At 58.5% G+C, this 24,264-nt stretch carries 20 protein-coding genes and 1 pseudogene; 11 read left to right on the top strand and 10 right to left on the bottom strand.

Annotation, left to right across the window (positions count from 1 at the left end; all coding sequences use genetic code 11):
* Positions 1 to 29: 29 nt before the first annotated feature.
* The 4 genes from ATH90_RS14785 to ATH90_RS14770 all read right to left on the bottom strand — a co-directional run bounded on the left by ATH90_RS14785 (position 30) and on the right by ATH90_RS14770 (position 3,148).
* Positions 30 to 950 (bottom strand): bifunctional helix-turn-helix transcriptional regulator/GNAT family N-acetyltransferase, encoded by a 921-nt coding sequence (locus tag ATH90_RS14785; RefSeq protein ID WP_098466618.1) that lies wholly within the window; start codon positions 948 to 950, stop codon positions 30 to 32.
* Positions 951 to 1,020: 70 nt separating this feature from the next.
* Positions 1,021 to 2,313, bottom strand: a complete 1,293-nt coding sequence (locus ATH90_RS14780) for a PQQ-dependent sugar dehydrogenase (RefSeq protein WP_098466617.1) — start codon at positions 2,311 to 2,313, stop codon at positions 1,021 to 1,023.
* Positions 2,310 to 2,735, bottom strand: coding sequence for a DUF2231 domain-containing protein (locus ATH90_RS14775; RefSeq protein ID WP_098466616.1), 426 nt, complete (start codon positions 2,733 to 2,735; stop codon positions 2,310 to 2,312). Before ATH90_RS14775 ends, ATH90_RS14780 begins: the two co-directional genes overlap by 4 nt.
* 101 nt (positions 2,736 to 2,836) lie before the next feature.
* Positions 2,837 to 3,148, bottom strand: coding sequence for a hypothetical protein (locus ATH90_RS14770; protein ID WP_098466615.1), 312 nt, complete (start codon positions 3,146 to 3,148; stop codon positions 2,837 to 2,839).
* A 332-nt stretch (positions 3,149 to 3,480) separates the two neighbouring features.
* Between ATH90_RS14770 and ATH90_RS14765 the strand changes: the two genes are divergently transcribed.
* Both ATH90_RS14765 and ATH90_RS14760 read left to right on the top strand, forming a co-directional pair.
* Positions 3,481 to 3,960, top strand: coding sequence for a P-loop nucleotide/nucleoside kinase family protein (locus ATH90_RS14765; protein ID WP_069023647.1), 480 nt, complete (start codon positions 3,481 to 3,483; stop codon positions 3,958 to 3,960).
* On the top strand, positions 3,957 to 4,733 hold the full coding sequence (locus tag ATH90_RS14760) for a nucleotidyltransferase domain-containing protein (protein WP_244905985.1): 777 nt from the start codon (positions 3,957 to 3,959) through the stop codon (positions 4,731 to 4,733). The genes ATH90_RS14765 and ATH90_RS14760 overlap by 4 nt, the downstream gene beginning before the upstream one ends.
* Before the next feature lie 193 nt (positions 4,734 to 4,926).
* On the opposite strand, the gene ATH90_RS29950 is transcribed toward ATH90_RS14760, so the two are convergent.
* From ATH90_RS29950 to ATH90_RS14750, 3 genes and pseudogenes are all read right to left on the bottom strand, one after another.
* Complete coding sequence (locus tag ATH90_RS29950) at positions 4,927 to 5,694, bottom strand: methyl-accepting chemotaxis protein (RefSeq protein WP_420884291.1); 768 nt, start codon at positions 5,692 to 5,694, stop codon at positions 4,927 to 4,929.
* A gap of 87 nt (positions 5,695 to 5,781) precedes the next feature.
* Positions 5,782 to 6,783, bottom strand: a pseudogene (locus ATH90_RS29945) (cache domain-containing protein); the annotation flags it as partial.
* Positions 6,784 to 7,014: 231 nt separating this feature from the next.
* Positions 7,015 to 10,998: a bifunctional nitrate reductase/sulfite reductase flavoprotein subunit alpha gene (locus ATH90_RS14750; RefSeq protein ID WP_098466614.1), complete on the bottom strand. Its 3,984-nt coding sequence runs from the start codon at positions 10,996 to 10,998 to the stop codon at positions 7,015 to 7,017.
* Positions 10,999 to 11,559: 561 nt separating this feature from the next.
* On the opposite strand from ATH90_RS14750, the gene nirB reads away from it, so the two are divergent.
* Both nirB and nirD read left to right on the top strand, forming a co-directional pair.
* The gene (gene nirB / locus ATH90_RS14745; protein ID WP_034104939.1) at positions 11,560 to 14,100 is read left to right on the top strand and encodes a nitrite reductase large subunit NirB; all 2,541 of its coding nucleotides are present in this window, start codon (positions 11,560 to 11,562) and stop codon (positions 14,098 to 14,100) included.
* The gene (nirD, locus tag ATH90_RS14740) at positions 14,100 to 14,462 is read left to right on the top strand and encodes a nitrite reductase small subunit NirD (RefSeq protein WP_034104941.1); all 363 of its coding nucleotides are present in this window, start codon (positions 14,100 to 14,102) and stop codon (positions 14,460 to 14,462) included. The genes nirB and nirD overlap by 1 nt, the downstream gene beginning before the upstream one ends.
* Positions 14,463 to 14,567: 105 nt before the next feature.
* On the opposite strand, the gene ATH90_RS14735 is transcribed toward nirD, so the two are convergent.
* Entirely contained in the window at positions 14,568 to 15,065 is a 498-nt protein-coding gene (locus ATH90_RS14735; protein ID WP_034104944.1) for a MarR family winged helix-turn-helix transcriptional regulator, read from the bottom strand.
* A 50-nt stretch (positions 15,066 to 15,115) separates the two neighbouring features.
* Here ATH90_RS14735 and ATH90_RS14730 point away from each other — a divergent pair, with 50 nt between their 5' ends.
* On the top strand, positions 15,116 to 16,603 hold the full coding sequence (locus ATH90_RS14730; RefSeq protein WP_098466613.1) for an FAD-dependent oxidoreductase: 1,488 nt from the start codon (positions 15,116 to 15,118) through the stop codon (positions 16,601 to 16,603).
* A 172-nt stretch (positions 16,604 to 16,775) separates the two neighbouring features.
* Here the strand turns inward: ATH90_RS14730 and ATH90_RS14725 are convergent, their stop codons facing one another.
* Positions 16,776 to 17,336, bottom strand: coding sequence for a cysteine hydrolase family protein (locus ATH90_RS14725; RefSeq protein ID WP_098466612.1), 561 nt, complete (start codon positions 17,334 to 17,336; stop codon positions 16,776 to 16,778).
* Positions 17,337 to 17,500: 164 nt separating this feature from the next.
* Here ATH90_RS14725 and ATH90_RS14720 point away from each other — a divergent pair, with 164 nt between their 5' ends.
* The 5 genes from ATH90_RS14720 (at position 17,501) to ATH90_RS14700 (ending at position 22,617) form a co-directional block, all read left to right on the top strand.
* Positions 17,501 to 18,046 (top strand): GNAT family N-acetyltransferase, encoded by a 546-nt coding sequence (locus ATH90_RS14720; RefSeq protein ID WP_098466611.1) that lies wholly within the window; start codon positions 17,501 to 17,503, stop codon positions 18,044 to 18,046.
* Positions 18,033 to 18,509, top strand: a complete 477-nt coding sequence (locus ATH90_RS14715; RefSeq protein ID WP_098466610.1) for a DUF6882 domain-containing protein — start codon at positions 18,033 to 18,035, stop codon at positions 18,507 to 18,509. The genes ATH90_RS14720 and ATH90_RS14715 overlap by 14 nt, the downstream gene beginning before the upstream one ends.
* Entirely contained in the window at positions 18,506 to 18,925 is a 420-nt protein-coding gene (locus tag ATH90_RS14710) for a hypothetical protein (protein WP_098466609.1), read from the top strand. The genes ATH90_RS14715 and ATH90_RS14710 overlap by 4 nt, the downstream gene beginning before the upstream one ends.
* A gap of 31 nt (positions 18,926 to 18,956) precedes the next feature.
* Positions 18,957 to 19,505: a GNAT family N-acetyltransferase gene (locus tag ATH90_RS14705; RefSeq protein ID WP_098466608.1), complete on the top strand. Its 549-nt coding sequence runs from the start codon at positions 18,957 to 18,959 to the stop codon at positions 19,503 to 19,505.
* 370 nt (positions 19,506 to 19,875) lie between these two features.
* Positions 19,876 to 22,617, top strand: coding sequence for a restriction endonuclease (locus ATH90_RS14700; protein WP_098466607.1), 2,742 nt, complete (start codon positions 19,876 to 19,878; stop codon positions 22,615 to 22,617).
* 119 nt (positions 22,618 to 22,736) lie between these two features.
* Here the strand turns inward: ATH90_RS14700 and ATH90_RS29450 are convergent, their stop codons facing one another.
* Positions 22,737 to 23,021: a hypothetical protein gene (locus ATH90_RS29450; RefSeq protein WP_211290114.1), complete on the bottom strand. Its 285-nt coding sequence runs from the start codon at positions 23,019 to 23,021 to the stop codon at positions 22,737 to 22,739.
* A 743-nt stretch (positions 23,022 to 23,764) separates the two neighbouring features.
* On the opposite strand from ATH90_RS29450, the gene ATH90_RS14690 reads away from it, so the two are divergent.
* On the top strand, positions 23,765 to 24,196 hold the full coding sequence (locus ATH90_RS14690; RefSeq protein WP_034104965.1) for a bleomycin resistance protein: 432 nt from the start codon (positions 23,765 to 23,767) through the stop codon (positions 24,194 to 24,196).
* The last annotated feature ends 68 nt before the right edge of the window (positions 24,197 to 24,264 follow it).

The following is a 24,264-nucleotide window of genomic DNA, read 5'->3' as shown; positions in this document are numbered from 1 at the left end:
GTCCCGCGCTGTCATAGCGCGGGACGGCTTCACAGCGCGCGGGCCCAGGTCTGGCTGACCAGGGATTTACCGAAGCTGATCATCGGTTCTTCCTCTACCAATTCGAACCCGGCCTTCTGATAGAGCTTGCGCGCCTCGGTGAGAATATCCACCGTCCACAGCAGCATGCGTGTGTAGCCGACCTGCTGGGCAAAGCGCACGCACTCATCCACCAGCCGTTGGCCGATGCCCATGCCGCGAGCGCTGGCATCCACGTAGAGCATGCGCAGCTTGGCCGTGGTGTCATCATGGCGAATCACAAACACCGAGCCGACCACCTCACCGTCCTTTTCCGCGATCCAGCAACGCTCGGATGCCGGCTCGAATTCGCGCAGATACTTGGCGACAATTTCCGCCACCAACGCTTCGAACTCCCAATTCCAGCCGTACTCCCGGGCATACAGCGCGGCCTGTTGCTGCACCACCAGGCCCATGTCGCCCGGCTGGGGATCGCGCAGCAGATAGCTGGGCGCGGTACCTTCCAGCAAGGCCTGGATGCGCTTCATGGCAGCGGTGAGTTGCTGCTGCTGGGTTTCCGGCAGGCTGTCGAGCAGGGCGATGACTTCGTCCTGGGTTTGCTGCTCCAATGGCGCCAGCACCGCGCGGCCGAGGTCGGTGAGGTGCAGTTGCACCGCGCGCGCATCGGTAACGCAACGGACTTTCTGGATCAGGCCTTTCTTTTCGAAGCCACTGGTCAGCCGGCTCAGGTAACCCGCGTCCAGGCCGAGCATCTGGCACAGGTCAGCGCTGGTGAGATCGCCTCGGGTAGACAACTCGTACATCACGCGGATTTCGGTGAGCGAATAATCGCTCTGCAGCAGGTGTTCCTGCAGCACGCCGATCTGATGGGTATAGAAGCGGTTGAAGCCGCGCACGACGCCGGCGCGTTCGACAAGCAGGGGAGTGGACATACTGGAATGCTCGAATGGTTGCCTGAGGCAATTATATTGTTGCTTCAGGCAACCATGTCAAACAGTTTGCTTAGCGGTTACGCGTCACCCGCCACACGGTATTGGCCAGGTCATCGGCGATGATCAGCGCGCCTTTCGGGTCCACCGTCACCCCCACTGGCCGGCCTCGGGTCTTGCCGTCATCACCGCGAAAGCCGGTGGCAAAGTCGATGGGCTCACCGGACGGCTTGCCATTGCTGAAGGGCACGAAGATCACCTTGTAGCCCACCGGATTATCGCGGTTCCAACTGCCGTGCTCGCCGACGAATACGCCATCGGCGAACTTCTCACCCATTTGCGGGATGGAAAAGTCCACGCCCAGTGCCGCCACGTGTGAGCCAAGGCTGTAGTCCGGCTTGATGGCGGCGGCGACTTTGGCGGGGTTCTGCGGCTGTGCGCGCGGGTCGACGTTCTGGCCCCAATAGCTGTAGGGCCAGCCGTAGAAGGCGCCTTCACGCACGGAGGTGAGGTAGTCCGGGACCAGGTCCGGGCCGAGTTCGTCGCGTTCGTTGACCACGGTCCACAGTTGCCCGGAGTCCGGCTGGATGGTCAGCGCCGTCGGGTTGCGCAGGCCGGTAGCGTACGGTTTGTGCGCGCCGGTCGCGGCGTCGATCTGCCAGACCATCGCGCGATCGATCTCCACTTCCATGCCGCGCTCGGTGACGTTGCTGTTGGAGCCGATCCCCACGTAGAGCTGGGTTCCGTCGGCGCTCACGGCCAGGGATTTGGTCCAGTGATGGTTGATCTGCGCCGGCAAGTCAGTGACTTTACTGGGCGGGCCGCTGGCCTTGGTCTGGCCGTCGGCGTAGTCGAAGCTCACCAGTGCGTCCTGGTTGGCCACGTAGAGCTTACCGTTGGCGAACGCCAGGCCGTAGGGTGCATTGAGGTTGTCGGCGAATACGGTCTTGAGTTCGTAGGTGCCATCCCCATCGGCATCGCGCAGCAAGGTCAGGCGGTTGCCGCCCTTGACCTTGGTGTTGCCCTCGGCTTTGATCAGGCTGGCGATCACATCCTTGGGCTTGAGCTTGGCTGCACTGCCACCACGGCCTTCAGCGACGAGGATGTCGCCGTTGGGCAATACCAGCGTCTGGCGCGGAATCGCGAGGTCGGTGGCGATGGCGGTGACGCTATAGCCTTCCGGGACCGTGGGTTTCTGCTCGCCCCAGGGCGCAGGCTCGGCAATCTTCATGCTCGGCAACAGGCTGCTTTGCTGTTCCGGCAGCTTGGGGTCGGGGCCACGGGCCTGGGTCTTGTCGCCTTCGCCGCCACAGGCGCTCAGCAACAAGGCGGCGCTCAACAGGGTCAGTGTGCTGGACGTTTTCATTTGGCACCTCTCGAACGCAAATCAGTCAGGCCGATCCACGTGGCCACCACCGCCAGCAATGTGACGATCACAGACAGCACCAAGCCCGCGGGCATCATCGCGTACGCGTCCTTGGCATGTTGGAACGCATTGACCAGGCCCAGTACCCAGGCAGCCAGTAGCAACAGGAAGTAAACGGCAGGTCGTCCGGATTTACGCTGCGCGCGAAGCAGATTGACCAACGCGAACAACAGTGCGAATCCACTGAACACCAACGCGCCGGCAATCAGCCAGGAAGCGAAGTTGGCCCATTGGATCTGGTACGTCTGGCCATAGGCAACGTCGCTGAGCAAGGCGCCCAGGAACAACGGTACGCTACCGGCAAGCAAGATCGCGTGCAGCGGGCCTGGTCTTGTCGCGTAGTAGGTGGGGAGGGTAGTCATGGGGGTGGCGGCTCCTTATCGAACAGTGCTCCTGGATTCAGGGGCGCGGGTGCGTTGCATAGGAAAGGAGCGCGGCGTTTGCGAGAAAGTTCACTGGGGTTTCATGTCGAGATGTTTTCAAACCACGCCGCATACGGCGTATTGGCAACCTGATAGCGATTGAAGTCCGCGCTGCCGTCGCTCCACCACACGGGGCCGCGTTCGCCGAGGGCGACTTTGGCACTCTGCACCTGGTGTCGGGCTGCACTTAACTGTTGCGGGTCGCCCGAGGCCTTGGCTGCTTTGACCGCACGGCGCGCGTCCATCAATTCATGCACCAGACGCTGGCGGGTATCTTCGTCCAGCGCCGGGTTGGTGCAGCGCCAGAGTTGGCCCTTGACCACGAAGTAGCGTCCATCCGGCGTACTAATCATGGTGCCAGCGCAGTACCCTCAGCACGCCCCACATCATCGAAATCACGATCGCCATCCATCCGGCAAACAGGCTGAAGAGTGTCATTGCAAGGTTCATAAGCACCTCCGTTGCGTTGTCGTCTCGCTGTTGTCCTAATAGATGACTGCCACCGAAAAGCAGGATTCAACTTATTTTCCAGCGTGAATCCCTGGCAGTGTTGTCCAGTTGGGGGCCTATAATCCCCACCGATGTCGATCACCCGGCCGTTGCATGACCCGCCGCCAGATGCCCGGCGTTGGTGGTTTATGGGCATTGCCAGCGACGTTCAACCTAGAAGAAGGAGCCTTCACCCATGCCGACCCTGCATCTGCTGTGCGGCAAGATCGCCTCGGGCAAATCTACGCTCGCCAAGCAGCTGAGCCATGAGTACGCGGCGATGCTGTTGAGCGAAGACCACTGGCTCGCACAGCTGTATCCCGGCGACATGCTGTCGGTGACGGATTATCTGCGCTGTGCGCAACGCATCCGCGGGGTGGTCGGGCCGCTGGTAGTGGGCTTGCTGGAATCAGGTGTCAACGTCGTGCTGGATTTTCCGGCCAATACCCTGGCCAATCGCGAATGGCTACTGGGGCTGGCGCATGCAGCCGGGGTGCAGCACCGCCTGCATTACCTGGCGCTGGACGACGACACCTGCCGCGCGCGCCTGCATGCACGTAATGCGCGCGGCGGGCACGATTTCGCAGCGACGGATGCCGAGTTCGACCTGATTACCCGTCACTTTTGTGTGCCGAGCGAGAACGAGGGGCTCGTGATCGAGGTGCATCGCCCGTGAGTGCGCCCACCGCCAAAGGCATCGACGCCGACGGTTTTATCCTTACTGTGCCTGATCGTACCGTGCAGGTTGAGTTTCAGCCGTTGCTCGAGGACGCCTGCACCTTGCTCTCGCAACCGGAACTGGGCGTAGACGGCATCTACCTGTATGGCAGTGTCGCGCGCGGCGATGCCATCCCTGGTGTCTGCGACCTTGACCTCACGCTGGTGTTACGCGAGGCGCCGACCTTGCAGATACGGGAGCGGCTGGAGGTAGTCCGGTGTGAGTTGGAGCGGCGGTATGCGCAAGTCACCAAAGTCGATTTCGATATCGGCAGCCGCGCACAGGTACTGGCTGCCGAAAACACAAACAGCTGGGGGTTCTGGCTCAAGCACCATTGCCGATGTCTCTGGGGTAATGATCTGGCATTGCACTTCGAGCGCTTCCGGCCGTCCCTGGACATTGCCTTGGCCGTGAATGGTGACTTTGAAACGGTACTCACCACCTACCTGACGCGCATCGCCGGTGCCGGAGACGACCAAGAGCGACTGCGCTTGCAGCGCGAAGCGTCACGCAAGCTGATCAGAGCCACCCAGGTACTGTGCGGGGAAAACGCGTTGGGGTGGCCGCAGACACTTGAAGAGCATGTTGCATTGTTCGTGCAGAGGTATCCGACGAGGGTGACTCAGGTGGCATTCTTCCTGTTTGAAGCCCGAAACCCGAGTGCCGACAGCGAAAAATTCTCAGCTCGACTTAGCGCTTTCCTGGGCTGGATGATTTCGCAGGGAACATAGACAGCAGCTTTCACACACGATCTTCGGCACTCACAGACGCGGCCGAAATCCCGCGATCAGCACAGCTCCCACAGTTGAGCTTCGCCATGGCTTAAATTGCGTCCGCAGGCACAACTCAAATCCCGCGATCAACACAGCTCCCACAGTTGAGCTACGCCATGGCTCAAATTGCGTCCGTAGACGCAGCCGTTCCTCAGGACTTGAACCTACCCACCAAGCCATTGAGCTCATCCGACAACTCCGACAGCCGCCCCGAATCGTCCTGCGCCGAGTTGGCGAGGCTCTCTACCAGCCGTGCTTCGTCGTAGATCTGCTGGATATGCCGGTTGATCTCTTCGGCCACGCTGTGTTGTTCTTCGGCTGCGGCGGAGATCTGCAGGTTCTGGTCGCGGATCTCGTTCACCGACAGCTGGATGCCTTCAAAACTGTCCCGCGCGCTTTCGATGGAGGACACACTGGCCCGCGACAGGTCCAGGCAACTGCCCATCTTTTGCGTGACTTCCTGGGTCTTGTTTTCCAGGGTGCCGAGCAGTTGCTCGATCTCGCCAGTGGAGTCGGACGTGCGTTTGGCCAGGGCGCGCACTTCATCGGCCACGACGGCAAAGCCACGGCCCTGGTCACCGGCACGGGCGGCTTCGATGGCGGCGTTGAGCGCCAAGAGGTTGGTCTGTTCGGCAATCGCGCGGATGGTTCCAAGGATCTGGTTGATGCTGCGGCTGCCGGCCTCCAGTTCGACCATGGCCTGGGATGACTCGGTGAGACGCCGGCCCAGGCGGTTGACGTTGTCGGTGGTGACTTCGATCTGCTGCTTGCCCTCGGCCACGCGACGGTGCCCGTTCTCGGCGGACTCCGCCGCACCGCTGCATGAGCGCGCCACTTCGTTGGCGGTGGCCACCATTTCGTTGAACGCCGTCGAGACCAATTCGACGGCCTCGCGCTGGCGTCCCGCAGCCTCGTTCATGTTGTGCGCCACTTCACTGTTGACCTTGGAGGCGTTCTGCAGATTGGCCGACGCCGCGCCGATATGCTGGATCAGTTGGCGGATGGCCGCGAGAAACTTGTTGAACCAGCCGGCCAGTTCGGCGGTTTCGTCCTTGCCCTGTACGTGAAGTTCGTGGCGCAAGTCACCTTCGCCCTGGGCGATGGACTGCAGGCCGGTGCTGACCTGGCCGATGGGCTTGACGATGACCTTGGAGAACGCCGCCGCGATCAGCCCGAAGATCAGCACCAGCACGCCAACGATGATCGCGGTGAGGTAGGTCATGCGCGTGGCTTCGGCCATGACTTCACGGTGTTCGATCAGCCCGATATAGCGCCAGCCGAGACCGGGCGACGTCCACACGTTGGCCATGTAGCGCACGCCATCGATCACGACCTCGGTAGGGCCTTGAGGTGTGTCGGCCAGTTGCGCATACGGCTCGCCGAGGTCCTTGAGCGGTTTGAAACTGTGGGCGGCGTCGCGTGGGTCCACCAGCACCACGCCGTCTTCGATCAGCATCACGTAGCCGCTTTCGCCCAGCTTGATGCTCTTGACCAGCTCGGTCAGGTTCTTCAGCGAGACGCTGACCACGAACACGCCCTTGGGCTTGCCGTTATCCAGCAAGGCCCGTGCGGTGCCCACCAGCGCCACGTCGTCTTTGTCGTAGTAGTAGGCGGGCGTGCGCACGGTCTTGCCAGGGCTGGCCATCGCCGCTTTGTACCAGGGGCGGGTGCGGGGGTCGTACTTGGCCAACTGCGGGTCGTCCGGCCACTTGGCGTACGTGCCGTCTTCGAGACCGATGGACAGGATCGCCGCCGCCGGATGGGTGGCGCCAAAGCGGGCGAAGCGGTCGATCACCGTTTGCGCCTCTGCGGGCATCGGTTGACTGGCCGCATCGGCAGGCTGGTAGTTCTTCAGCGTGTTCACCGATGTGTATACAGGATCGGTGGCCATTTGATCGACGTTTTGCAGTGTGCCGTCGAAGAACTGACGGATGTTGCCATCGATCTGGCGGATTTCCCGGGTGCTGCCATCGATGAACTGATCGACCGCTTGAGTCCGCGTATTCATGACCGAAATCACGGCCACTAGGCTGACCGGGATAAACGCTACAGAGACAAATGCCAGTACCAGCTTATTTTTTATTTTCATCGAGACGACCATCAGCGTAGAGGGCGGCCAAATCGTCGCGCGCCTGACTCGGGTTGCGGCGATTTGCTATCACTGCTGTTTCGGCTCGGCATCAGCAAACCTTTAGGGTTTTTTGTACACAATACAAACAGTGCATTGTTCTGTATCCAATCAATACACATCACGCAGGTAACGCTTCTGCTCGCTCAGTTGCCGCCAGTACTCAACCGCGCCTTCCACGCCAAGCCCGCCGTGGTTTTGCGCCACTTGGCGCAGGGCTTGTTCGACGTCTTTGGCCATATGGCTGGCATCGCCGCAGATGTACAGCTTCGCGCCGTCCTGCAACCAGCGCCACAACTCGGCGCCGTGTTCGCGAATGCGGTCCTGCACGTAGACCTTTTGCGGCTGGTCGCGGGAGAACGCCAGGCTCAAGTGGGTGAGCAGGCCGTCGCGCTGCAGGCCTTGCAGTTCGTCCTGATAGTAGAAGTCAGTGGCCGCGTGTTGTTCGCCGAAGAACAACCAGTTGCGCCCCTGATGACCGAGTGCGCGGCGCTCTTGCAGGAACGCGCGGAACGGCGCAACGCCGGTCCCGGGGCCAATCATGATCATTGGCACCTCGCCGTCACTGGGCGTGCGAAAGTGTTTGGAGGGCTGCACGAACAACGGCACTTCACCGTCGTCGGCGCGGTCGGCCAGGAAGGTCGAGGACACGCCTTTGCGCTTGCCATACCGCACGGCCGCCACGGTGAGGTGCACTTCCTGCGGGAAGGCCTTGGCACTCGAAGCGATCGAATACAGGCGCGGTTGCAGGCGCTTGAGGGTGCCCAGCAGCTCGTCCGCCGAGCACTCGATGGGGTATTCGTGCAGCACGTCAGCCAGTTGTCGGCCCCACAGCCAGTCATTCAATTCGGCCTTGTGCTCAGGGTTGAGCAGGCGCTTGAGGCCTGGGTCGGCGCTGCGCTCGGCGATGAAGGCCAAGGTGTCGCTGCTGGGCCGGGCAATTTCGAAATGCTGGATGAGTGCCTGTTGCAGGGGGACATCGCCGAAGGTGTCGATGTTGACGCTGGTGCTGCCACTCAGGCGGGTGAGGTCAAGCAACTCGCTGACCAACGCGGGGCAGTTGCGCGGCCGCACGCCCAACGCGTCGCCGGCTTCGTAGGTCAGCCCGGAGTCGCCCAGGTCCAGGGCGAACTGGCGGGTTTCCTTGTGGGGGCTTTGCGGATTCAGGTGCCGGTTGAGCAGCAGGCGTGACCCGTACAGCTTGGTTTTACCGGCAAGCGTGGCGGGTGTGGCGAGCACCACGGGCTTCACCGGGTTGAGGGCGTGTTGAAAGCGCGTCAACCAGGCATCGGCGATGGCTTCGAATTCGGTATCGCAGTCGACGCGCTCAAGCAGGCGAGTTGCGCCCAGCTCCAACAGGCGCTGGTCGAGCCGTTTGCCGTGGTTGCAGAACTGGTCGTAGTTCGGATCGCCCAGGGCCAGTACCGCGAAGCGCAGCGACTCCAGGCGTGTCTGGGCGGTGCTGAGGCTGTGCCAGAAACCTTCGCCATTGTCCGGCGGATCGCCGTCACCAAAGGTGCTGCTGATCAGCGCCAGGGTCTGGGTGTTCGCCAGCTTGCTCGCAGGGAAGTCCGACATCGCGCTCAGTTCCACCGTGATACCCGCGTCGCGCAGGCGCTTGGCGAAACGTTCGGCCAGGGCTTCGGCGTTGCCGGTTTGCGAGGCCCACAGCAGGGTGACGCCCGGGGAGGGCGCTGCAACGGCTTGCGTATGGCTGAACAACCCGCCGAGCAAGCCGTTCAGCCACAGCCGGGACGCGTCGGTCAGCGGCGCATTCGCGGGCATTACCGGCACACCGATGGCCTGGCGTGCGGCGCTGGATTGCAGGCCACTGAGGAAACCGGCGAGGTAGGTGCGCTCGTCATCACTCAATGACGGTTGTGGCAGGTTGCGAATGCCGGCGATTTGGGCAAAGGCGTCGAGGCGCGACATGGCAGTGTCCTCAGGTTCAGGGGCGTGGAGGTCGAGGCACTGATGGTCGATCAGTTCGACGCGGGCCAACGCGACGGCGCAGCACTTGAACTCGGGCTGCAGGGAAATCGGGTCCACGGCATCGTTGGTCACAGCGTTGATCGCCAGGTGTTCGCCAAACACATCGTTCCAATGAAACGGCGCAAAACAGTTGCCGGGCCGCACGCGATCGGTGACCACGGCGGGCAGCACGGCGCGACCGCGCCGGGAGCGTATTTCAACGGCGTCCTTGGCTTTTATACCCAGGCGGGCGGCGTCCTCGGGGTGCAGTTCCACAAACGGGCCGGGGTTGAGTTTGTTCAGGGTGGCGACCTTGCCGGTCTTGGTCAGGGTGTGCCATTGGTGCTGCACGCGGCCGGTGTTGAGCACGAAGGGGAATGCATCGTCGGGCATCTCCGCCGGCGGCATATGGGGCCGGGCGAGGAACTGGGCCTTGCCGGTTTCGGTGGCGAAGGTGAGGGTACCCTCGTGGCGGTAGCGGATCGGGTTGCGGGGTGCAGCAGCAACGGATGCGCAGGGCCACTGCAGCGGTTGTTCACGCAGGCGCGGGTAGCTTGCCCCCCGAATGTCGTAGCCGGTCCTGGGGTTCCAGGCGCGTTTGATTTCTTCGAACACGTCGGCGGCGGATGCATAGGTGAACGCCTCGGCGAAGCCCATCTCACAGGCGACCCTGGCGATGATCTGCCAGTCGGGCAAGGCCTCGCCGGGGGCGTCGACGGCTTTCTGCATGAGGGTCAGGTTGCGTTCGGAGTTGATCATCACCCCTTCGGCCTCGGCCCACAGCGCGCCGGGCAAGAGGATGTCGGCGTAGCGGTTGGTCTCGGTGTCGAGGAAGGCATCCTGGGTGATCACCAGGTCGGCGGTTTGCAGCCCGTCGATGACCGTTTGCCGGTTGGGCACGCTGGCGACCGGGTTGGTGCAGATGATCCAGCAGGCCTTGATCTGCCCGGCAACCATCTGCTCGAACATGGCCACGGTGCCGCCGCCGGGGTGGCGCGGCAGGCTGTCGTGGGGGATCTGCCACAGGTCCTCGATAAACGCGCGGTCCGCCTCGACCAGTACCGAGCGCTGCCCCGGCAGGCCCGGGCCCATGTAGCCCATCTCGCGACCGCCCATGGCGTTGGGTTGACCGGTGAGGGAAAACGGCCCGCTGCCTGGCCGGCAGATGGCGCCGGTGGCCAGGTGCAGGTTGCACAGGGCGTTGGTGTTCCAGGTGCCGTGGGTGCTCTGGTTCAGGCCCATGGTCCAGCAGCTCATCCATTCGGCGGCCTGGCCGATCCAGTCGGCGGCTTGGCGGATATCGGCTTCTGCAAGGCCGGTGATGCCTGCGACCCGTTGTGGCGAATAGTCCTCGAGAAACGTGGGCAAGGCCTCCCAGCCCTCGGTGAATGCGGCGATAAAGTCGGGGTCTGTATGCCCGTTTTTAACCAGCAGGTGCAGCAGGCCATTGAGCAACGCCAAGTCGGTGCCGGGCTTGATTGGCAGGAACAGGTTGGCCTTGTCTGCCGTGGCACTGCGCCGAGGGTCGACCACGATCAGCTTCGCCCCGGCCTTGACCCGGTCCATCATGCGCAGAAACAGGATGGGGTGACAGTCAGCCATATTCGCGCCGATGACAAAGAACACGTCGGCGCGGTCGAAGTCTTCATAGGAGCCCGGTGGGCCGTCTGCGCCGAGCGACAATTTATAGCCGCTGCCAGCACTGGCCATGCACAGGCGTGAGTTGGACTCGATGTTGGCGGTGCGCACGAAGCCCTTGGCCAATTTGTTGATCAGGTATTGGGACTCCAGCGACATCTGGCCCGACACGTAGAAGGCCAACGCGTCTGGCCCATGGGTGTCGAGAACATGGCGCAAGCGGCGTGCGGTTTCGCTGATGGCCGTGTCCATGGCGATGCGCACGGGGTCATGCGCGCGTGCCTGGCGTACATAGGCATTCTCCATGCGCCCGGACTCCGCAATGGCTTGCCCGCAGGTATTGCCCTTGGTGCACAGGCGCCCGGAGTTGGTGGGATGGGCCTTGTCGCCGATCACCTTGACGACTGTATTGTGCTCGACCTGCAGGATGATGCCGCAGCCCACGCCACAATAAGGACACACACTGCGTATGCTTTGGTTGGCCATCTGAAACCCATATAAACAAAAAAGGCGCCCTGTAACCCTCCGTTGAGAACGGGGATTACACGGCGCCTTTGTCGTGAGAGGGCAGTCTGCGTTGACTGCTTGGTTGAAGTGTTACTAGCAAGTCACGCGCCAGTTTATTCACGACGCGGTTTGTTGGGGGAGCGGGCCTTTAGCTACACGGCAGCCCCTTGCATTGAGGTCGCGGTGCCCGCGCGCGCGGCAAGCCCGCTCACCACGGAAAACCCTTCAGCGCATGGCGACTCATGCACTTTTATGACGCGAGGTGCACCAGTTAGAGGCGCTGGAGGTGGTGCTCAGGATGGCTGGCTGACCTGCTGAGGCGTGAATGCTGGCCTCGCATTCGCTTGGCACAGACCCTGCAAGATCCCCCTCAACCCACCTCGGTCAACGACGATCGATACGTTGGGGCAATAGCGGTGGAACCGGCGAAGTCGCCCGACCAGACCCCGCATGAGAACAGGCAAAGACGCCTGGAACCGCAAGGTTTCAGGCGTTTTTTTTTGCTTTTTAAACCGTGATGAGCTTTGTCGGGTGCCTTATATGAACAATCTCAAAACCCTGGTCGTTGTCGGCAATGGCATGGTCGGCCACCACTGTGTGGCGCAACTGATCGAACGCGGCGCGCTGGATCACTACCGTTTGCATGTATTCAGCGAGGAGCCGATGCGCGCCTATGACCGGGTGCATTTGTCCGAGTATTTTACCGGCCGTGATGCCGAGTCCCTGGCCTTGTCCGACGCCTCCTTGTATCAAACGCCAGGTGTGACCCTGCACTTGGGCGTGCCGGTGCTGGAGATCGACCGAGCCCGCTGCGAAGTGATCACCGCCAACGGCTGCGTCGCCTATGACAAGCTGGTCTTGGCCACGGGCTCCTACCCGTTCGTGCCGCCCATCGACGGCGCAGAAGGCGATTCACGGCTGGTGTATCGCACACTTGAAGACCTGGATGCGATTCGCAAGGCGGCGGCCAACGCCAAGCGCGGTGTGGTGGTGGGCGGCGGTCTGCTGGGCCTGGAAGCCGCCAACGCGCTGAAAAGCCTGGGCCTTGAAGCCCATGTGGTGGAGTTCGCGCCGCGCTTGATGCCGGTGCAACTGGACGATTTTGGTGGCCTGGCGCTCAAGGCGCAGATCGAGCGGCTGGGCGTGGGGGTGCATCTGTCGCGCGCCACTCAGTCGATCAGCGCGGGCGAGCACTACCGCTACCGCATGAACTTTGCCAATGACGAATTCCTCGAGACCGACTTGATCGTGTTCTCCGCCGGTATACGCGCCCAGGACGCGCTGGCCCGTCAGGCCGGCCTGGACATCGGCCCGCGCGGTGGCGTGGTGATCAACGACGAATGCCTGAGTTGCGACCCGCACATCTACGCGATTGGCGAATGCGCCTCCTGGAACGGCAGCCTGTTCGGCCTGGTCGCGCCGGGCTACCAGATGGCCCGAGGCGTCGCCGCGCTGCTCTGCGCGCAAACCGCCGAGCCGTTCGTGGGGGCCGACATGTCCACCAAACTCAAGTTGCTGGGCGTGGACGTGGGCTCCATTGGGGATGCCCACGCCCACACCCCCGGCGCGCGCAGCTACCAATTTATCGACGAAGCCAGCGCCAGCTATCGCCGCCTCGTAGTGGATGCCTCGGGCAAGCAGGTGATCGGTGCCGTCCTGGTGGGCGACAACAGCTATTACGACACGTTGCTGCAATACATGCAGAACGGCATCGCGCTGCCTTCCGAACCGGCCAGCCTGATCTTGCCATCCTCCAGCGGCGCGCCGACCCTGGGCCCCGGCGCGTTACCGGAATCGGCCACCGTGTGCTCGTGCCATAACGTGACCAAAGGCGCGATCTGCTCGGCCATCGACAGCGGCTGTAGCGACCTCGGCCTGCTCAAATCCCAGACCAAAGCCTGCACCGGTTGCGGTGGCTGCGCCGGGTTGCTCAAGCAAGTGTTCGAGCATGAGCTGATTGCGCGTGGCGTCAGCGTCGACAAAAGCCTGTGCGAACATTTCGCCTATACCCGGCAGGAGTTGTACGCCTTGGTGCGTGTGGAAGGCATCCTCACTTTCGACGAACTGCTGGCCAAACACGGCCGTGGCCATATCGGTTGCGACGTGTGCAAGCCAGCGGTGGGTTCGATCCTGGCGTCGTGCTGGAACCAGCCGATCATGGATGCGTCCCTGGTGCCGTTGCAGGACACCAACGACACGTTCATGGCCAACATGCAGAAGAACGGCACCTACTCGGTGGTGCCGCGTATTCCAGGCGGCGAGATCACCGCGGATAAACTCATCGTCATCGGCGAAGTGGCGAAGAAATACGACCTCTACACCAAGATCACCGGTGGCCAGCGCATCGACCTGTTCGGCGCGCAATTGCACGAGCTGCCGGACATCTGGAGCGAATTGATTGCGGCGGGCTTCGAGACCGGGCATGCGTATGGCAAGTCCACGCGTACGGTGAAGTCCTGCGTGGGCAGCACCTGGTGCCGCTACGGCGTGCAAGACAGCGTGAAAATGGCGCTGCTGATCGAGGACCGCTACAAGGGCCTGCGCTCGCCGCACAAGCTCAAGTTCGCGGTGTCCGGCTGCACCCGCGAGTGCGCCGAAGCCCAAAGCAAAGACGTGGGCGTGATCGCCACCGAGAAGGGCTGGAACCTCTACATTGCCGGTAACGGCGGCATGCGCCCACGCCATGCCGAGTTGTTCGCCACCGACCTGGATGACGCCACGCTGATCCGCTACATCGACCGTTTCCTGATGTTCTATATCCGCACCGCCGACAAGTTGCAGCGCACGTCGGTATGGCGCGAGAGCCTGGAGGGTGGCCTGGATTTCCTCAAGGACGTGATCCTGCACGACAGCCTGGGGCTGGGTGACGAACTCGAAGCCCAGATGCAGTTGGTGGTGGACCGCTACGAATGCGAGTGGGCCAACGCCCTCAAGGACCCGGAGAAGCTCAAGCGCTTCCGCACCTTCGTCAACGACAAACGTCCCGACCCGGACATCCATTTCGTCCAGGAACGCGGCCAGCGCCGCCCGATCATGGCCGCCGAACTCAACCTGATTCCCGTCACCGAGGAGATTGCCTGATGAGCCAGCCCAATACCCAACGCACGCTGGCCACCTGGAAACGTGTGTGCAGCGAGACCGACCTGGTGAGCAATTCCGGCGTGGTGGTGTGGTTGGACGGTGCGCAAGTGGCGCTGTTCTACCTGCCGGGCGCGCAGGACCAGACGTTGTATGCCATCGACAACCATGACCCGGAATCCGGGGCCAATGTGATCGGTCGCGGTTTGATTGGCAGCATCAAGGGCGACCTGGTAGTGGCGGCGCCGATCTACAAGCAGCATTACCGGTTGGAAGACGGGCAGTGCCTGGAGGCGCCTGACCAGAGGCTGCGGGTGTGGCCAGTGCGGTTGAACGGTGGGGGGGTGGAATTGGCATTGGATTAATACCGTGTGGCAAGCGCGCTGTTCAGGCTGATGAGCGCTCATCAGCCTGAACAACCCTGCCAGCCATGACAATTCCATCAGCCACAGGAAAAAAAGTGCAGTGCCTTAGGCGATGTCTTTGGTCGCACGCACTGAATCATTCTTTATGTCTTCGGCAAACTTGCGCATCAGCCGCACCAGGTTGTCGAAATCGCCCTCATCCCACGTCGAGAAGATCGACACACCGATTCTCTCCCGCGCGTCGTCGACACGGTCAGTCATGGCCTTGCCTTTCTCGGTAATCACCGACTCCCGCACGCGGCGATCAAGTGCGCTTGCCTGGCGCACCACCAGCCCCAGGCTTTCCAGCTTCGCCACCTGCCGGCTTACCGTGGTGTAGTCGCGGCCCACGCGGTCGGCCAGTTCCACCACGCCGATCGGACCCAGGCGCTCCACCAGCACCAGCAGCGGAAACAGGGCGCGATCCAGGGAAATGCCGGCTTCGCGCACCATTGCCTCGTCGCGTTGTGGGCGGTTCATCACACCCACGATCTCAACCAAAGAGCCATGCAGGTCGCGCAACTGGGCGGATATATGTGCGTTTTGCACATTTTTAATTGACACGGTGTTGGCCTCTCTTAATATGTGCGTATTGCACATATAGGTGATCCACTATGAAAGCGCAATTCGCTGTCGATGTACTGATTTGCGGTGCCGGTGCCGCCGGCTTGACCTTGGCGATCGACCTGGCGAGAAGGGGTATCACCTTCCGTCTGATCGAAAAAAACCCCCAGCCTTTCCAAGGCTCACGCGGCAAGGGCATCCAGCCCAGGTCACAGGAAGTCTTCGAAGACCTGGGGATTCTCGATCGGTTGATGGCCGTGGGTGGAGTCTATCCGACTGACCGGCGCTACCGCGACGATGGCAGCTACCGCGACGTCGAATTCACCCAATCCAAGGCCCCGACACCTGCTGAGCCTTACCAGCAACCGTTGATGGTGCCGCAGTTTTTGACCGAACAGGTGATGCGCGAGCGCTTGCTTGAACTGGGCCACCTGCCTGAGTTTGGTTGTGAGCTGGTGGGGTTCGAACAGGATGCCGAGGGCGTCACCGCGCGACTGGTCGGCAAGGCCGGTGAAAAAAGCGTTCGTGCACGTTGGCTGGTGGGGGCCGATGGCGGTCGCAGCTTTGTGAGGCACGCGCTGGATATCGGCTTCCCCGGCAAGACCCTTGGCGTACGGGCCCTGGTGGCAGATGTGGTGCTTAGCGGCCTCACACGTGATGCCTGGCACCGTTTCGGAGAAGGTGATGAGCAGCGCCAGGTTGCGATATGCCCGCTGGCCGGCACCGACCTGTTTCAGATCCAGGCGCCGATCCCCCCGGAGGTCGACATCGACTTCAGCGCCGAAGGGCTCACGCACCTGCTCGCCCAGCGCACCGGTCGCGCCGATCTCCAGGTCCACAGCGTGACCTGGTCGTCGGCCTACACCATGAACGCACGCTTGGCTGACCAATACCGCCTGGGCCGGGTGCTGCTGGTGGGGGACGCCGCCCATATCCATCCGCCCACCGGTGGCCAGGGCCTCAATACCAGTGTGCAGGACGCCTACAACCTCGGCTGGAAGCTGGCGGCGGTGGTGCAGGGCGCGCCTGATGGTTTGCTCGACACCTACGAAGAAGAGCGCCGGCCGGTCGCTGCCTCTGTGCTGGGCTTGTCCACCAAGCTGCTGGGCGAGATGAAGCACGGCGAACTGCGGCGGGGCAGGGAAGTGCATCAATTGGATATCGGCTACCCCGAGTCCTCGCTGGCGTTGCAGCACCCCGCGCGCAACGGGGTTGCCGCCGGCGACCGGGCGCCGGACGCGCCGGTCCGGGGTGCCGCTGGGCAGGCACTGCGCGTGTTCAACCTCTTTCAGGGACCACACTGGACACTGCTGGGCTACGGCGTAGCGGGTGACTTAGTCAAGGCGCGGCCTGGCGTGCAGATGCATACCGTTGGGGCCGGCGGCGACGTGATCGACGACCAGGGGCACTTTCAACGCATCTATGGGCTGGCGATTGGCGAATGGGTGCTGGTGCGGCCTGATGGGTATATTGGGGCGGTGTTTTCTTCAGCGCATATTGATGCCGTGGAAGACTATCTGCAGCGGGTCCAATGCTGACGGTGTGGGATGAGGCGTGAAGCTGCCTGCCCCACTCATTTGACCAAGGACACGATATGGCGCTGATCCAGGACCGCGTTGAACTCGCCCGCAATGGCATCCACGACAAGGTCATCTGAAGGCGTATCTGCACGCCAACGCATTCGGTGCACCGAATGCATGACGGCGCCACTCAGCAACGAGCCAGGATTTCGTCGGTCTCTTCAACCCCGGCATAGTCCATCGCCAGGTTGCTCAGTGACAACGCATGCACGTCCTCGGCCGGCCACAGACGCCCGCACAAATCGACTTGGTCGAAGGTGTAGCAGGCGTCGGAAACCACCGTCACCTCAAAGCCCAAGTTGCCGCCTGAGCGTGCCGTGGACTCGACCGAGTTGTTGGTGATCACGCCGACGATCACCAGTTGCCGGATCGAGCGCACGTGCAGCCAGCGCTCCAACCCCGTTGCGGCGAACGCATCCGGAACGTTCTTCTCCACCACATGCTCCTGCGCAAGCGGTTGCAGTGCGGGCTGGAACTCGCACCCCGGTTGGCCGGGCCAGAACACCGAGTCGGGGGCGCGGGAAATGTGCCGGATGTGCACGACCGGGCGGTTGCATTGCCGCCACGCCTTTAGCAGGCGCTGCATCTGCACGTCGGCGCCTGGGTTGTTGCGTCGCCCCAGCTTCGGTTCGTTCATGCCTTGCTGCATGTCGATGATCAGCAGTGCGGCGTTGGTGGCTAACGGTTGCATGGCACCTCCCTTTGCGTAAGGCTCGAAACATATCAGCCTGCGTGTGCTGGCAGACAGCGAATTATTCGAAGCCTGAAAAGGAAACGGATTGCTAAATGGAAAAATAAATCCGTTACCTTTATTCGCTACCGTTATCGTCCAGCGTACGAAGCAGGAATACTTCAATGATCCGCAGGGCATTACCCTCTGATGCAAAGGCCATTGCCCAGGTGCATATCAGCAGTTGGCAAGACGCGTATCGTGACCTGATGCCTGCTCAATACCTGAGCTCGCTGGACGCCTCCCTGGCTCAGCGTGAATCCTTTTGGGTGCGCGCGATAGAATCGGACGAGTCCAACGTGTGGGTCGCGCAGGTGGATAAGCACGTCGTCGGCTGGATCTCTGTGGGCGCCAGCCGTGACGAAGATGCCGCCGGGGCAAATACTGGCGAGGTCATGGCCATCTATGTGCTGGCCCGGTATTGGCAAACGGGCGCTGGGCTGGCCTTGTGGAAGGCCGGCCTGCAGACATTGAGGGCGCTTGGTTTTCAGGGGTTAACGCTTTGGGTCTTGAGCCGTAATGAAAGGGCTATCCGGTTTTATCGCCGGGCAGGCTGTGTCGCGGATGCAGGCAGTGAGCGCAACCTGGTGAGGGGCGGCATGACACTGGAGGAAGTCAGGTATCGGTTGGCCTTTGCTGCACAACAAGGAGACGTCCATGACGGACCATGAATTTGAAGCATTTTTGACGCAAGTGATGGATGAGCTGTCACTGAAACAGACGGAGTTGAGCCGGGTTTACGGGCTGGGCGAAATGGCCCGCTGGTGGTTCGAACAGTCCACGGGGGTACTCCAGTTTTTTGACAGCCACGACAGGCTGGCCGTCGTGGCAGACGTCGTGAGCATTGGCAGCTACTCGGGTAAATTCAGTACCTGGAAATGGGCCTGGAGCAACCCTAGCGTCGACCCGGCATTGCGCGAGGCCGCGCTGTCACTCAAGCAACTTCAAGCCATCACGGGTGTTGACCTGTTTGGCGACGACGAGGCCTTTGCCATTCAGGATGAAAGCATGGCCTGGGAACTGACCGCCGCAGCGGTTCATCACCTCCAGGCGCAAGGGTGTTATCGGGGGCCGTCCGGTCCCGATGGGCCGACGACCTTCCTGGCGATTACGTCGATAAGGACAGTTCAATGACCCAAGACACTGCGTGGGCCTTTCACCTGTTTGGAGCGAGCTTCGCCAGCGATGCCGAGGCACAACAGTTTGCCTTCGAGCAGTGGGAGCCAGCGCCGTCCGACAGTGCAACCGACACCGAATACAGCGCATGGGAAGCGTGCAACCCAACGTGGCGCCTGGCGGAAGAACTCGAGTTCTACATGGATGCGGACTTCGTCGAACTCGCCAGCGACCCGCAAGAGGTCCTCTCGCAGATCACCAGCCCATCCGAGAGAGAACGGGTAAGGCGCGGGGTGGCAGCCTTCACGCACTTCATTTTAGTGGGGGAGAACGCTCTCTGGGGTGACCGGCGTTCAGTGTCTACCCAGGTCGAACCGCTGCAGCGCGTGCCAGAAAACACCGCAAGCATGACTTACCTGGGCTGGTTTAACTGAGCGTTGCCGAAGCAGGCACGCGGGAGCGCTTATGATTCATTCGGTTGAAGGCTATTGCCTGCGAACGTTGACCCGTGATGATGTCCAGCTGCTCAACCGCTACGAACTGGCTAACCGCAGCCATCTGCAGCCTTGGGAACCCCTGAGGGACGCGCATTATTTTACCCTTGATAGCGCCAATGCCAGGGTCGAGCAGCAGGTGCAAGCCATGCAAGCGGGAACTTCGATCTTTTTCCTACTGCTCGAACCAGGGAGTGGCGAAGTGGCGGGGCGATGCAGCTACACGAATATCGTGAAGGGTGCCTTTGAGGCCTGTCATCTAGGCTTTTCCCTGGCCGAATCCGCCCAAGGTCGGGGGTTGATGAAAAAAACACTGCAGATCACCAACCGATACTGCTTCGAACAAATGGGCCTGCACCGAATCATGGCCAACCACTTGCCCAGCAATGTCCGCAGTGAACGCCTTCTGGAGTCGCTGGGGTTCGAACGGGAAGGGTATGCACGGGAGTATTTGAAGATTGCTGGAGTGTGGGAGGATCACGTGTTGAGGGCGTTGATTAATTCGGGTGATGTTGGTTGAGTTGGGAGGGGCTAGTGCCTGGGGGGTGGTGTTGGTGGGGAGGCGTGTGTATGGATGACTGCTTTCGGCCAGAGGCGGACAGTCTCACTGGGACTGGGCTGGTATCCCTGAGGCTCGAAAGCATCTATGAAACTCGGGGCGATTCACTACCGATACGAATTCAATTTTTCTTAGCTCTGAAATCTACTCTTGGGCCGACGATTCTGGTTTCCGAATCACCATGGCGGCCCATACAGATTTCTATAGAACACAACCCCGCCTCTCGAACGAGAAATGAGCACCTAATTTTTCTTTGCTCAGATGGTGGCCATAGGTCATCATCCCTACCAGTCGATATCGGTCGCCACTCGAAAAAATTAAGGAGAGATTTTTGAAAATCGAAGTAGCTTGCAAAGAAACCGACAGCACTAAAGCTAAGGGTGACCTGTTAGAAAACTTAGCAAATGACTTGCTTATTGCTCAAGGTTATGAAGTAATTGAAGAAATTCGAATTACTGGCGCGGAGCTTGACTTACTTTGCAAGCATCGAGTTAGTGGAAAAACCATCTATGTAGAATGCAAAGCACAAAAAGAAAAAATCTCAGCACCTATCCTCCGCCAGCTATTAGGGACAGTAATAGCATATGATTACGCTGAGGGATGGCTAATAAGCACCGCCGAACTAGGAAAAGAAGCGAAGGGATTTGTAGAACAATGGCGGGAAAAAAATCAAGATCTCGGTTCTAAACTTAGCTTCTACACACCAAAACTAGTGATTGATTCTTTACAAAGTTCTTCAATTATATGTAAACAGCCAATTTCTGAGGCCATAGAAATTGCGGGAGGCGAGGAGAAGCTCGGTGATTGGTTCCTGCTAGTTACAGCATACGGACGATTTTGGGTTGCCTATGCACTACAGGGTGGAGCCCCATGTGGTGCCTTCCTTTTTAACGCAGTTACGTCAAAACGTGTAACTGATGAAGCAACCATACTCAATATCTCAAGACTTGATAGCAGCCTCGCACAATATGATCTAACGGTAGACATCAATAATGAAACAATACCAGCTAGCGAAAACAGTAAGCTTCCTAGAGTTGTAGAAGTTCAAACTGGAGACTCGTGGGATGATTATCGACCCGCACGGCCGCAAGACTTCGTCGGCAGAGACAACACCCAAAAAGACATAATTAATTTCTTAAGCCTTATTCAGCAAAACAAGGTTGACACGCGCGTCTTTGCAATAACTGGAAATTCGGGGCTGGGGAAAAGCTCGCTAATCGCCAAGCTCAGATCTAGGACAAGAAATAAATTTTATGCAAAACGCTTTTTTACCTACGCAATTGATATTCGTGGCGCAGCAACTCCCTCCTATATTGCATCTTCGCTGCTAAGCTGTTTTAAAAGCGCACAAGATGCAGGATTTGGTGACGATATAGAGCTTCAACTGACTGATCCAACATCACTTCTCGCATCTGGCAGTATCGCTCGTTATTTGGAATCTCTAAAGCAGAAAAAACAAATCGTCTGCTTGGTTTTCGACCAATTTGAGGAGTTATACTCAAAACCAGAACTTTTCGGAATTTTCAACGCAGCGAAGGATCTCATGCTAGAGGTAGCCGCATACAAAGCTAACTTAGCGTTAGGATTTGCTTGGAAGACTGATAGTACGACACAGCATGATCATCCTGCATACCACATGTGGCATGACCTATCTGATCACCGAAGAGTGTATAAGCTAGACGTTTTTCTGAATGGTGAAATCTCTAAAGCTATTACTACATTCGAAAAAGAAATAGACCAAAAAATACCTGTCGAAATAAGACATCAAATCTCCAATAGTAGCCAAGGCTTTCCTTGGCTACTAAAAAAGCTATGCATAAACCTTTACGACAACATGAAAAAAGAGACCGACGGTGAGGCCTTAGTAGTCGAATTAGATGTAAGCAGACTATTTGAAAACGACATCGAAAATCTCACCCCTCAAGAATACTCATGCCTCAAGCTAGTCGCTCAAAAAGCACCAGCCGACTGGGGAGAAATTATCGAAATATCAGGCGTCGGGATTGTGAACAGTTTGGTTCACAAACGGTTAATCATTAAAAGTGGATCAAGACTCAACATTTATTGGGATATATTTAAAGACTACTTACTAACTGGCGCCATCCCAGTAATACCATTTAATTACATACCCACATCCGACTTTTCTTCAATGTACAAAGTTGCCACCAAGCTGAATGAAACAAATTTCACCGAATCTATAGACATTGCGAATGATTCAGGGCTTAACGAACGTACAGTATGGAACATCGGCGCCGACTTAGTTATGTTCGGAATTGCAGAGCGAAAAAACGTAAAGTTCAAGCTTCATCGAGATCTAGAGGACAAAGAATACTCAATGATGGAGCGGTTTCGAGAAAAGCTCGGCAAGCACTCTTTAAAAATTGCCATTTACAAATCAAGCGCCGGCAAAGTGATAAGCAGTTCCGACATAACCAAAGCCCTCAAAACATGCATAAAAAATGGCCAATATAGTGAAAAAACCTGGCAAATCTACTCTAACCGGCTAATAAAGCTCTTGATGGTTACAGGTTTTCTTAGCAAACTTGGAAATAAGCTTTTAGTACAAGATTCAGGAGCATCCGTAGCTGACGCAGCAGAATTGGGTAGGCGTAGCAGTAGGCAACGAGGCGTAGTATTTTCGGCTATGGCATCGCCGGCAAGTGTGTGCGAGGCACTCGAACTTCTCAAAGCCAACGTCCTCACGATTAACGATTTAATAGAAAAAGGTTATAGGAATTCTATTTTCATCCTTGATCGTTTTGATCTTATAACCAAAGAAAACAATGAAGTAAAGCCAAATCTCGGTTCTATTAATAAGTTAGGTGGAAGCAGTGCCGCCGTATGGTCCTTAGCGAAAAATGAACCCGCAATCGCAAAATGCATTGAAAAACTTTCTCAAAATCCTAACATTACCGGAGTGGAACTAGGTGATTTCCTTTCTTCTGAATATCAAATGCCTTGGACTGATGCCTCCAAATCAAGAAATGGTAATAGCCTTAAACAATGGTCGAGTTGGGTCAAGGATGGTATCGATTCATCTCTAATACCTGAGCCACCAGGACGGGCAAAGTAAAAATTCGTATTACTAATTATCAAATAAAAGGGGGATGATAAAAGGAAAAGGGAGCGGCTTTATTTTCAGAAAATAGACCGCTCTCTTTTCGTTGAAACCAATTCTTGCCAGCCGATAAATTATAATCCTAAACTTTTCTTTAGAAGGTCACCGAAAATTGGCCAAATTACAGGTTGAGCGTCTCCCCAAGCGGATCCGCTGACTTTCTCAACTAGATTTTTAGCCTCTTTGCCATTGCCTTCCGTCGCTGACTCTACGGCAGTGGCTAAGTCCTTGCGTTGGTCTGCTGAAACTACTTTGCCCTGATTTTCCAGTATCGCAATCAGTCTCGTCAAAACGTCACCTCCAGCAGCGGATACAGAATCCATCCGTTGCTCAACCGTATTGCCGGCGGCAAGTTGCATATTAGAAAACTGTCCTCCCGAGATGTGCACATTATTTATAACACGCCGGACGTCATTTTTAGGCTTGTTTGGCGACAGCCTACCAGACTTTTATCCCAGTTCGGTCAATGCGGCGTACTCTCGCTTGCTGTAGCCACCAATAAATATCACGCCGCTGCTTGGGTCATTCTCAACCATCGCATAGGGCTCGGTGCTAATAAGCTTCTTGTTTTCGAGATCCGAAAAGGCAATATCGAAGTCGACACGTGTAACTTCTCTCCCCCCCCACACACACGCAAATAGCCGTAGCGAGATCAGATATTAAAGGACCAACATACCCGCTGCTAAGCTGGTTGGAGCTTAGGGCTCGCTCTGAAAAATCCGCCATAAGTCTGGCAAGAATTTGTTTTTCAGCTTCGTCCAGACGTACGGCCATGTTTATTCCTCGCACATAACGGATCTGCAGTATATCCACATCGGAGTGGCATTCGTGAGTCCTCAAGGTCGGATAATTGAGCAGGACGCTACGGCTGTTTTCGCATACCTTACGAAGTTACCAGCAGCGTGTCCATGGTCCGCTTTTGGCCGAAAGCGGTCATCCGTGACCGGCAGCTCTCGGCCAAAAGCATTCCCTCAAATCGACTCGAAAATTCCCGACCGACCGTGCATCATCATGTTCGCCACGACCCCGTCGCGGCATCGAAGTCATAAATGCAGAACCTGCCCACCTGCAAAAATAAGCCTTGTGAAATGGAAGTCATCTCATGTTTGAACGTAACAAACTGGTTCCGGAGTTAATGGTAACTAACTTGGAGAACAGCTTAGCTTTTTGGGTTTCTTGCCTGGGGTTCAACGTGGCTTATCAACGCCCGGAAGATGGATTTGCATACCTTGATTTGAATGGGGCTCAAGTAATGCTTGAGCAGGTTGATCCGGACGCGGGTCAATGGCTGACGGCGTCGTTGACTAGGCCGTTTGGGAGAGGCATCAACCTACAGATTGATGTTGAGGCTGTCGCCCCCATCATCCAGAAACTTGATCAGGCAGGCTGTTCACTCTATCGAGAATGCAAAGACACGTGGTATCGGGCTGAACAGGTAGAAGTAGGCCAGCGAGAGTTCATCGTCCAGGATGCCGATGGTTATCTCGTAAGGTTGGTAGAGCGGTTGGGCGAGCGGCCGGCTTGCCCAACCTGAAACTGAGCCAAGCCGATAGCCAGCTTCGGGTCGATCGCCGCCAGTTCAACGCTTACTCATCGCTGGGC

Source organism: Pseudomonas lurida (assembly GCF_002563895.1).
Classification (GTDB): domain Bacteria; phylum Pseudomonadota; class Gammaproteobacteria; order Pseudomonadales; family Pseudomonadaceae; genus Aquipseudomonas; species Aquipseudomonas lurida.
Note: the sequence above shows the minus strand (reverse complement) of the source record. Positions and strands in the feature narration are given on the sequence as shown.

Excerpts from the sequence above, each read along its gene's own strand:
- ATH90_RS14785 (WP_098466618.1), bottom strand. The coding sequence starts at position 950 with ATGTCCACTCCCCTGCTTGTCGAACGCGCCGGCGTCGTGCGCGGCTTC.
- ATH90_RS14780 (WP_098466617.1), bottom strand. The coding sequence starts at position 2,313 with ATGAAAACGTCCAGCACACTGACCCTGTTGAGCGCCGCCTTGTTGCTG.
- ATH90_RS14775 (WP_098466616.1), bottom strand. The coding sequence starts at position 2,735 with ATGACTACCCTCCCCACCTACTACGCGACAAGACCAGGCCCGCTGCAC.
- ATH90_RS14770 (WP_098466615.1), bottom strand. The coding sequence starts at position 3,148 with ATGATTAGTACGCCGGATGGACGCTACTTCGTGGTCAAGGGCCAACTC.
- ATH90_RS14765 (WP_069023647.1), top strand. The coding sequence starts at position 3,481 with ATGCCGACCCTGCATCTGCTGTGCGGCAAGATCGCCTCGGGCAAATCT.
- ATH90_RS29950 (WP_420884291.1), bottom strand. The coding sequence starts at position 5,694 with ATGAACGAGGCTGCGGGACGCCAGCGCGAGGCCGTCGAATTGGTCTCG.
- ATH90_RS14750 (WP_098466614.1), bottom strand. The coding sequence starts at position 10,998 with ATGGCCAACCAAAGCATACGCAGTGTGTGTCCTTATTGTGGCGTGGGC.
- nirB (WP_034104939.1), top strand. The coding sequence starts at position 11,560 with ATGAACAATCTCAAAACCCTGGTCGTTGTCGGCAATGGCATGGTCGGC.
- nirD (WP_034104941.1), top strand. The coding sequence starts at position 14,100 with ATGAGCCAGCCCAATACCCAACGCACGCTGGCCACCTGGAAACGTGTG.
- ATH90_RS14730 (WP_098466613.1), top strand. The coding sequence starts at position 15,116 with ATGAAAGCGCAATTCGCTGTCGATGTACTGATTTGCGGTGCCGGTGCC.
- ATH90_RS14725 (WP_098466612.1), bottom strand. The coding sequence starts at position 17,336 with ATGCAACCGTTAGCCACCAACGCCGCACTGCTGATCATCGACATGCAG.
- ATH90_RS14720 (WP_098466611.1), top strand. The coding sequence starts at position 17,501 with ATGATCCGCAGGGCATTACCCTCTGATGCAAAGGCCATTGCCCAGGTG.
- ATH90_RS14715 (WP_098466610.1), top strand. The coding sequence starts at position 18,033 with ATGACGGACCATGAATTTGAAGCATTTTTGACGCAAGTGATGGATGAG.
- ATH90_RS14710 (WP_098466609.1), top strand. The coding sequence starts at position 18,506 with ATGACCCAAGACACTGCGTGGGCCTTTCACCTGTTTGGAGCGAGCTTC.
- ATH90_RS14705 (WP_098466608.1), top strand. The coding sequence starts at position 18,957 with ATGATTCATTCGGTTGAAGGCTATTGCCTGCGAACGTTGACCCGTGAT.
- ATH90_RS29450 (WP_211290114.1), bottom strand. The coding sequence starts at position 23,021 with ATGCAACTTGCCGCCGGCAATACGGTTGAGCAACGGATGGATTCTGTA.
- ATH90_RS14690 (WP_034104965.1), top strand. The coding sequence starts at position 23,765 with ATGTTTGAACGTAACAAACTGGTTCCGGAGTTAATGGTAACTAACTTG.